General features: G+C 38.4%; 4 protein-coding genes. 2 read left to right on the forward strand and 2 right to left on the reverse strand.

The genetic code is table 11. The features are described from left to right. Positions 1–13: 13 nt before the first annotated feature. Entirely contained in the window at positions 14–4,879 is a 4,866-nt protein-coding gene (locus tag AC106K_RS24825) for a PKD domain-containing protein (RefSeq protein WP_482448240.1), read from the reverse strand. Between the two features lie 454 nt (positions 4,880–5,333). Between AC106K_RS24825 and AC106K_RS24830 the strand changes: the two genes are divergently transcribed. Beyond that, positions 5,334–6,566 (forward strand): hypothetical protein, encoded by a 1,233-nt coding sequence (locus AC106K_RS24830; RefSeq protein WP_482448241.1) that lies wholly within the window; start codon positions 5,334–5,336, stop codon positions 6,564–6,566. Between the two features lie 365 nt (positions 6,567–6,931). Further along, positions 6,932–7,945 (forward strand): glutaminase A, encoded by a 1,014-nt coding sequence (gene glsA, locus AC106K_RS24835; protein WP_482448242.1) that lies wholly within the window; start codon positions 6,932–6,934, stop codon positions 7,943–7,945. Positions 7,946–8,008: 63 nt separating this feature from the next. Here glsA and AC106K_RS24840 read toward each other — a convergent pair whose 3' ends face one another. Then, positions 8,009–8,863, reverse strand: a complete 855-nt coding sequence (locus tag AC106K_RS24840) for an alpha/beta fold hydrolase (protein ID WP_482448243.1) — start codon at positions 8,861–8,863, stop codon at positions 8,009–8,011. Positions 8,864–9,323: the final 460 nt, after the last annotated feature.

Here is a 9,323-nt window from a genome sequence, read left to right on the forward strand (position 1 = left end):
GCTTTATAAATCACTAATTTTTAATTAGTTTACCTTGCAATGAGGTATCTCCTGTCTGTACAATGACAATATAAACGCCTTGCAGCCAACTGGAAACTTCTACACCCACCTCTCCGGAAGATGCTTTCAGTTCCTTACGGAATTTGACATTGCCCATGGCATCAAAAACTGTAATTTGTTTTGCCTGCAGCTTTTCACTGCCTGTATTGTATGAGATTTTCACATTTTCCTTTGCAGGATTTGGTGTTATTTTCAGAGAAGAAGCAGAGGTCACAGCCATTGATCTTTCTGTTCCTGCACCTCCTTTCATCCATATACCACCTTCCATTTTTGTACTGAATTTACAAGTTTCATTGCTGAATAAGATCTCCTCCCATCCAGGGTAATTGGCATTCGGATAGAATACCAGTGGATTGGCATTCATATCGTATGAGCCTCCTGCCGGGATTGTAATCATAGATGGAATATAAACTCCAAATCCGTTTGCACTTGAAACTGTAAGTGTTATAGCCTGACCTGCACTATTGTGAAGGATTCCGTGGATATTAAAGTGATCTTTATCCCACTTCATATAAACGTCACCTTCCAGCTTACAATCCGTTGTAACACCACATTCTTTACCAGGGAAATAATTCAATGCTCCTGAAGTATACTGGCATCCAAAATGGTTGATCTGTAAGTTATAAGTTCCTGATGAACCTAGATACAGAGGATTGATAAAACTGTTATTTCCACTTTGAATATTGCTTCCGAAGTACTGCCACTCATGGTAATCAAATATTCCTTTCGGTCCTATAACGTAGCTTTTTCTATAGCATTCATCATAGCATCCTGTAGGGAATACCCACATCAGACTTTCAAGACTCAGTGGTACCTGTACATTACCGGTTACTTTACATCCGCTTGGCGCTGTATAAGTCACCTGATAAGCCCCACCTTCGTTCACTACAATAGATTGTCCTACCATACCGTTACTCCAGTTATAATCACCTGCTGCAGATCCTGATGCCGTAAGTTTTACTTCATAAGGCTGGCAGCTTTGCAGAGAATAAGAAATAGTAACTGCTGGCGGAGGGCTGCTTACGGTAACCGTAAAGTTTTTAGAACTTGTACATCCTGCTGCTCCCGGAGTTCTTACCTCCAGCGTATAAACATAAGTTCCTACAGTCAATGATCCTGTATTATAAACAATAGGAGCTGAAGAAGAAGCAACCCATGGCACCACTACTGTACCACCTTTTTTCCATTGGTATTCCAATGTATTGTCAGTCACAATACCACTCAATGTTACTGATGATCCTGCACAGATATTAGCTTTACCTGAAATGTTTACATATGGAAGTGCTTTCAGGGTCACAGATAATGGCTGTGTACTCATAGATTCTGTTTTACAACCATTTGATGCGATCAGTACCGGCCAGTAATATCCTGATTGAGTAGGAGTAAAACTTGCTGAGTTTGGAGCTCCTGCCACTTGCTGAGCACCATTCATCCAGATGTAACTTGCAGGAGCTTGTCCTGAAGGCACGAAGGTAATTGTCGGAGCATTTCCAACGCAAGCTACAGCTACCGGAGGAAGAAGTGTACCGCTAAAGTTTGCAGCAGTAATCCCAATTCCCTTAATCGGAGAATCATAAGTACATCCCTGCGGAGTTCTCACTCTGAACCATATATTTGTAGTACCTGTTGGAACAATTGAAATTGGTGTAGTTGCCCCAGAAGCAACGATAGAATTATTTCCAAAGAACCATGTATAAGTATTGGCAGAGTTATAGCCCGGAACTGTTAAGTTAATAGGCTCTCCTGAACACGCCGATGTTGGAAGCGTGAAATTAAGAGTCGGAGGTGCTGCCAATGTAATGGTTTGCGTAGTAATACACTGTGGCAATCCTGCCGCAACCATTTTCATCGTAAAGGTATAAGTACCTGGCGCTAAATTGTTATACGTTGCCGTCTGACCAATCTGATCAGGCTGTCCTGCAAGACTGAACGTATAGGTAATAGGTGCCGTAATATCAAATATCGTAGAGGTGTTGTAAAGAGTAACATTATAGGCACTTCCATTACATACCTGGCTGATATTAAACTTAGGCTCATAATTTTTTCTTACCTCGATTCCTCTGCTATACCAGCATGAACCATATCTTAAACGTACGAAAACGATATGTGCTCCTGCAAGACTTGTCTGATAAGTAGCAGTAGAGCCACCCTGAGGAGAAACTAAAGTAAGTACATTATCCGTCACCCACTGGATCTCATCAGGAGTTCCAACGTAGCTTAGGTTAGTAACGCTAATCGTATTACAAGCCGTCCATTGCGGAGTAAAGTTAATCTGAGGATTTAACGTACAGTTTCCGCCTGTTGGACAAGACTGTATTACTTTAACCTCCTGTGAATAAACCACACAAGTATTCTGATCAGTTGCCTGTACTTTGTAAGTTCCCAAAGCGTTAGGTCCTGATATGGTGTAGACGTTGGTATTGGCATTTGGTATTTGTACACCGTTTCTAAACCATTTCCATCCTGTAGTATTGGTAAGACCTGTCGAGCTGTTTGCTGTAAGGGTATACGGAGCCATTGTCGCAGGATCACAGACTGCAATATTATATACCGGAGAAATTGTAATAATCGTTTCCGGGTAAATAATAAAGTTAGCTGATGCCGTAGGTTTATAATTACATCCGTTGGTTCCGGTATACGTTACCGTTACTGTCTGAGAAATATTATTTCCTGTATTATTCTGAATATTTCCGTTATTCACAATAGAATAGTTACCAAACGGATTGAAAGGCACGGTAGCTGTTGATCCATTTGCAAAAGTAAACGTAACACTGGTTGCTGAAGTAATAGTCCCCTGATTAACTGAAAAGTTAAGGTTACCACCTAAACAAATATTACCAACATTAAAGCTGACAGTCGGAAGCGTTAATACCGAGATCGGGATACTTAAATCTTTGATCACCCCACATTTAATAATTCTTAAATTAAGAGTAGTAGGAACCGATGAAGAAACTTCATTGAAATTTACGCTAATATTAGGAGTTCCCTGTCCGGAAACGATACTTCCGTAATTAGTGTTTCCAAGGCTCCATGACATTGAATCCGGAGTAATCCCGTTCAGATTGGCACTGAAAGACTGCATACTGCTTGGGCAGAATGGTCCCGGATTCGGATTAATGGTAATGGTATTAAGATCCAATGGTGTAACATTGAAAGAAATAGGAGCAGAAACACATCCTGCTGTACTATTCGCTAATCTGTTTCGTACTGATACCACATATTGCGGTGCTCCGGAATTAAATATTACCGTCACAGAAGACCCCGTATTACTTCCCTGAATTGTTCCGTTGGTAACTTCCCATACCGGTACTGTTCCAGGATCTATCGGTGAATTAAGTTTATATACGTAAGGTTTTCCCGGGCATACTTTATTGTCTCCTGAGATTGGGCCTGCAGGAGGCATAGGAGCCTGCAATACCTTTACAAGGATTGCGTTACTTTCGCATCCGCCCCCATTTTTAGTGGCTGTAACCGTATAAGAACCTGCCGTTACAAAATTATAACTGAAAGGTCCTGACATTGGAGGAGATGTATATACTGAACTTCCTGAAGAAATTTTCCAGATAACAGGTACATTAGGTACTGCATTAAAGGTCTGAACGGTACCTACACAGATTTCATCTGTACCTCCGCTTATCGTTACCGGCTGTTCTGCAACAATAGTAAAAGTAGCCTGTCCTTTGCATGATAACAATGTATTGAAATAATCTGCAGTAAGGGTATAAGTTCCCGGCTGGTAAGCCGTGAAAAGAACCTCATTTCTCTGCTGATTATAATCCAGCTGACCTCCTGTTACCGTCCATTTTACGCTGGTGGTAGGCCATTGTGGAACAGAATAGGTATACTGTTTGTTGATACATATTACCGGTTCACCCTTGATCTTACTTTTATTTAAAATAACAGGAATCTTAATGGTAGTCCATTCAGGGCATCCGCATTCAGATCTGTACATCACGTATCCAAAACCGTCTGCCGGATCTACCTGATCCCATTTCACTTCAATTTCATTTCCATTTTGGCCAACAATAGTTCCACCTACTACATTCCATTCTCCTTTACATCCGTCCTGAACATTGTATTTCTCAGTACTTCCTTCACATACTACGGAAGCACAGTTGATCTGTACAGGATTAGATTTGATTACTTCCAGTTCTCTTTTGTAACTGCTGGAACAGCCGCACTTATTCGTTACAGTCAACATAACGGAATAAGTTCCAGGATCTGTATAGGCATGAGACGGCTCAAACGCTGTGGAAGTAGTTCCGTCTCCAAATTCCCAGAAGTAGTTAACAATATCAGACCCACCATTCTGATAAGAAGTATTATCAAAATAGATCGTGGTATTTCTACATACCTTATAGTCCAGATTGAGCATTTCAAATTTAGCAACAGGGCTGTTGATCTTTTCAATACAGATGTTCTGATTCTCAACAGTTCCGTCTGTATAAGTGATGACCGCCTGTACAGCTCCACTGCCGGTGCTGCCCCAGTTGACATTCGCCTGCGTATTGCCAGGCCCTGAATAAGTTGCTGTTCCCCCCGAAATGGTCCACTGTACGTACGAAATATTCTGGCCACTTACGGTGTAAGTAACCCAACTGTTTTCACATACACGAAGGCATTGGGAAGAGTTGATAAATGAGTAGGTGGTTCCGTTATCATCGGTACCTCCTTTTTCGCCCCGGTACTCTTGACATCCGACCTGGGAGCTCCATGTAATTCGAGCTGATTGTGCTTGTAGTGCCCACGGTACTAAAAGCCAACATAGTAGTAGCCATCTGAAGATGTGCTGCCTACTGAAATAGGTGTTGTTTTTCATAGTTATTAAAAAAAGTGTTATTAATTTTTATCCAAATTAATAAAAAAAATAATACAAAAATCATCTAAAAGTGAAAAATATTACGAAATTCAATACTGAATACCAATAACATAATGAAGTTTAACACCATATACTATTTCACTTGCATTATAATTATTTTACAAAAACCCACTATCAGAGGCCTGGAGAGCTAAAATTTCTATTTTTCACACATATAATTTAATACCATAAAAAAATTAAACATAATATAATTTTTAAGTTAAAATTTTAAATAAAAACGTTAAAAAAATAAATATTTTAAACAAAAACATCAATCAAAGGGATAATCTACTCTCTGTTTTAATTTTTTAATAATATTTTAAGTCAATTATTACCTTTTATTTGAAATATTCACCGCAATTTTGAAATCATTATTGACGTCATTTGATAATCTTTTTCTCAAAAATCCATAACCATGAAAAGGACTTTTATTTGCTTCCTCCTTACTCTCTCTTCTATCTTCTGCCAGGCTCAGAGCAATCAGTCCGAACTCCCATCCGACACCTTGCATCAAACAGAAATACCTCAAAAAGATATTGTAGACATTCTCCATAGAATACTTCATAAAAAAAATAACGGAGACACCATCCGTGCAGGGAAGAAATTTAACTGGTCTTTGATTCCGGCAGCAGGATATACCCTTCAGACAGGTTTTGCAGGGGTTATAAGTGGCAATATTGGCTTTTATCAGCAAAGATCCAGAGATCAGAAAATTTCCAATATTGCAACAAGCTATACCTATTCACAGTATAAACAGACTATTTTCCCTTTATATGCCAATATCTGGACAAAAGACAACAAAATCAACCTTATCAGTGATTTCAAATACCTCAACTATCCTTCAGAAATCTATGGTTTGGGAGGAAAGAAAATTTCAATAGAAGCGAATTCCAATACGGCTTATACAGTGAACTTTAAATACATAAAACTACATCAGTCTATCATGTTTAAGGTTCTAAAGGATTTTTATCTCGGCGGAGGTATTTATTATGACCAGTTCTGGGGTATTAAAGTCACCGATTCACTGGGAAAAAGAATCAGCCACATTCTCTCCCGCGATCTGAAAACAGCTGAGAGAGCATCAGGATTGGCAATAAAAGCGTTGTATGACAATAGACTCAACCAGATCAATCCACAGAACGGCGAATTTTTAAGTCTTACCTATCGTCCCAATTTTACCTTTATGGGAAGCCAGTCCAACTGGTCATCCTTACAAATTGATGCCAGAAAATACATCCGTTTCCCGGCAAAGTCTGAAAATGTATTGGCATTCTGGGGCTTCGCATGGCTGAATACCAGCAAAACAGCTCCTCCTTACCTTATGCTTCCCAGTACCGGCTGGGATGATCAGAACAATACAGGACGTGGATACATCCAAAGCAGGTTCCGTGGACGGAATATGTATTATTATGAAAACGAATACCGTTTCGGAATCACCAGAAACGGCCTACTGGGTGGTGTCGTTTTTGCGAATGTACAATCTTTCTCAGCCGATCTTTCTGATGAATACAAAAAACTCCTTTTCGGATATGGAGCAGGATTGCGTATCAAACTCAACAAGCACAGCAATACCAATCTGTGTATTGACTATGCCTTCGGACAGAATAATTCTCATGGCTTTTTCGCCAATATCGGGGAGATTTTTTAACTTTTTTGATTCCTATTTTTTATGCAGATCTTTGAAAAGGCATTCGTTTCGGTTCCATCGTAACTTCCGGATTTCTTTTTTATTGAACCTGGCTTAGAATATATTTTTCATTTATAGGAACGAATTTTATTCTTAATTATCCATCAATCCTGATCAAAGCATCGAGGAGCTTTTAAAACAAATCGCAAAACAAACTGAAAATAACATTAGACTTAATCGTCTAAAACAGACCTCTACCCCACTTTTTCCCTCAATCCATATGGGATGGAACGGATATTGCAACGGAGAATTGCTCACAGAAGATGAAAAATTTTATCTTTGTTTCCTCGAGGTTTATGTTAACATTTTATTCGAAAAGATTCTTTATGAAAAAAAATAGCTTTTTATTTTCCGCAAAAGGAATTGTTCTTGCAACGTTTCTTTCCTTACATACCATTACTTATGCTCAGAAAACAGCAGATATATCAACGATTTCTGAAAAGACATTAAACAGTATACTGGAAAAAAACAGAACTTATTACACCCAGGGGAAAGTAGCGGATTATATTCCTGAACTTGGAAAAATGGATGCCAAAGCTATTGCTTTTTCAGTGGTAGACAAGAATGGTAAAGTATTCAATACAGGGGATGTTCAGAAAAAGTTTACCATGCAAAGCATTTCAAAGATCATTGCTCTGATGGTTGCAGTCAATGAAAGAGGGGAAGCTAATGTTTTTGACAAAATAGGATATTTTGGTTCTGATAAACCTTTCAACCATTTTTCCAATCTTGAAACCACAGGTAAACCGCTTAATCCGATGATGAATGCCGGAGCGATCCTTACCACTTCTTTAATTTCCGGAGAAGGTGAAAAACCGTTCCTTAAAGTGCTGGATATGGTAAGATACATCACCAAAAATCCAGGTATTGAATACAACAAATCAGTCTATGAATCTGAAAAATCGACTGGACACCGTAACCGTGGAATGTTTTACATCATGAAAAACAGCGGCCTGATCTCAGGGAATGAAGACCAGCTGGATAATTATTTTAAACAATGTTCTATTGAACTAACCGCTGAAGACCTTGCAAAAATCGGATATTTCTTTGCCAATCAGTGCGTTCGTTTCGACGGAGATTCCCAATATAAAAATGCAGAAGTAGCCAAACTTATCGAATCTCAAATGCTGACTGCCGGAATGTATGAATTCAGCGGAGAATATTCCAGAATGGTGGGATTACCAAGTAAATCCGGTGTTGGAGGCGGAATCACCGTGAGTGTTCCTGGAAAAATGGGCATCGGAGTATTCAGTCCTGCATTGGATCAGCATGGAAATTCATTGGCAGGTTATCATATGATTCTGGATCTGGTCAAACAGTATAATCTGAGTATTTTCTAAATTTTTCAAGAAGTCACAATCTATAAAAAGCTCCAAAAACAATAACTTTTTGGAGCTTTTATATTATTTGTTTTTCTCTTTTAGCAGAAATGAGCTGATCGCATCTGCCAGACCTACCAGCACATGTCCTTTTTCAGGATCAATAAAATATTCAAAATCGGGCAGCAACCCCTGAAGCCTTACCTTGATTTTTTCTGAATCCCGAACCACATCATGAGCTCCACCGATAAAAAATACAGGCATCGTGAGTTTCTTCAGTTCTTCATCAGAGAAAATATACTCCTTATCCATCCGGGAATTAACGGCTGACTGCATAAGATTCATAAAATCAAAAACCTGATGATTCACCTTTTGATTTCCTATGATAAGTTCATTGATTTTTTTCTTTCCGAAATTTCCAAGAAGAGAATACAATACAGCTTTAAAAATAAAACTACCCGTTGTATTTACAATTCCTGCCGGTGAAAGCAGCGCCAGCCTGTTCACTTTTTCCGGATACTTTATGGCAAATTTAGCAGCAATCCACCCACCTTGTGAAAGACCTGCCAAAGAGAGTTTATCTAATTTTAATTGTTGAAATACTTCATTCAGCCAGTCACTGTAGCTATCATTTTCATAAGGCAGCCTGTTTTCTTCACTCTTCCCCGGCTCACCGATAATATCGACAGCATACACCTTATATTCAGAAGCATAAGCAGCAAAATCTTTGATCCATGATGTAGCATTAGAATTAGCACCATGAAGCAAAACCAACTTAGGAGCAGTTTCATCTCCATAGCTCAAAACATTCGTTTTCCCAAAGCGGGTCTCCACTATTTCCTCCCGGATATTTCCATTGAAATTTGACAAAGAAGCATTGTACTGTACCAATACGCTTTCTTTATAATCATCTGATTTAAAAACAGCAGTCTGTTTCATATATACCTATTTTTGAATTAAATTTTATTTAGAATCCAAAATAAATTTCTGCATCTGGTCATTCTTAAAAAAGGAGGGCTTCATTTCTTTTCAAATAAAAATCATTCAAAATGGATAATAATGAAAGATAATCCGCCGGATAAAGGTGGATCAGTACAATTTATTAATGGATTTTGATAACAGCAATGACTTAAAAAAGTTAATCATGTATTATCTGAGGCAGGCATATATAAAACCGATTTCCAATAGATCATGGAATACGATAGGTTTATAACGGGGCAAAATTACAAAATTCCGGCAAGGAAAAAAAGTGAATCATATTAATAAATTGAAAATTTCATTCTGCCACTCCACTTTCAGGATTCATCCGTAACATTTTTGAACTGATATGAAAATTTCAGAAGGAAAAACACTATAAAATAAAATGATCATAACAATAAACTATAAAATGATATGTATA

It is taken from the genome of Chryseobacterium sp. FR048 (assembly GCF_056844665.1).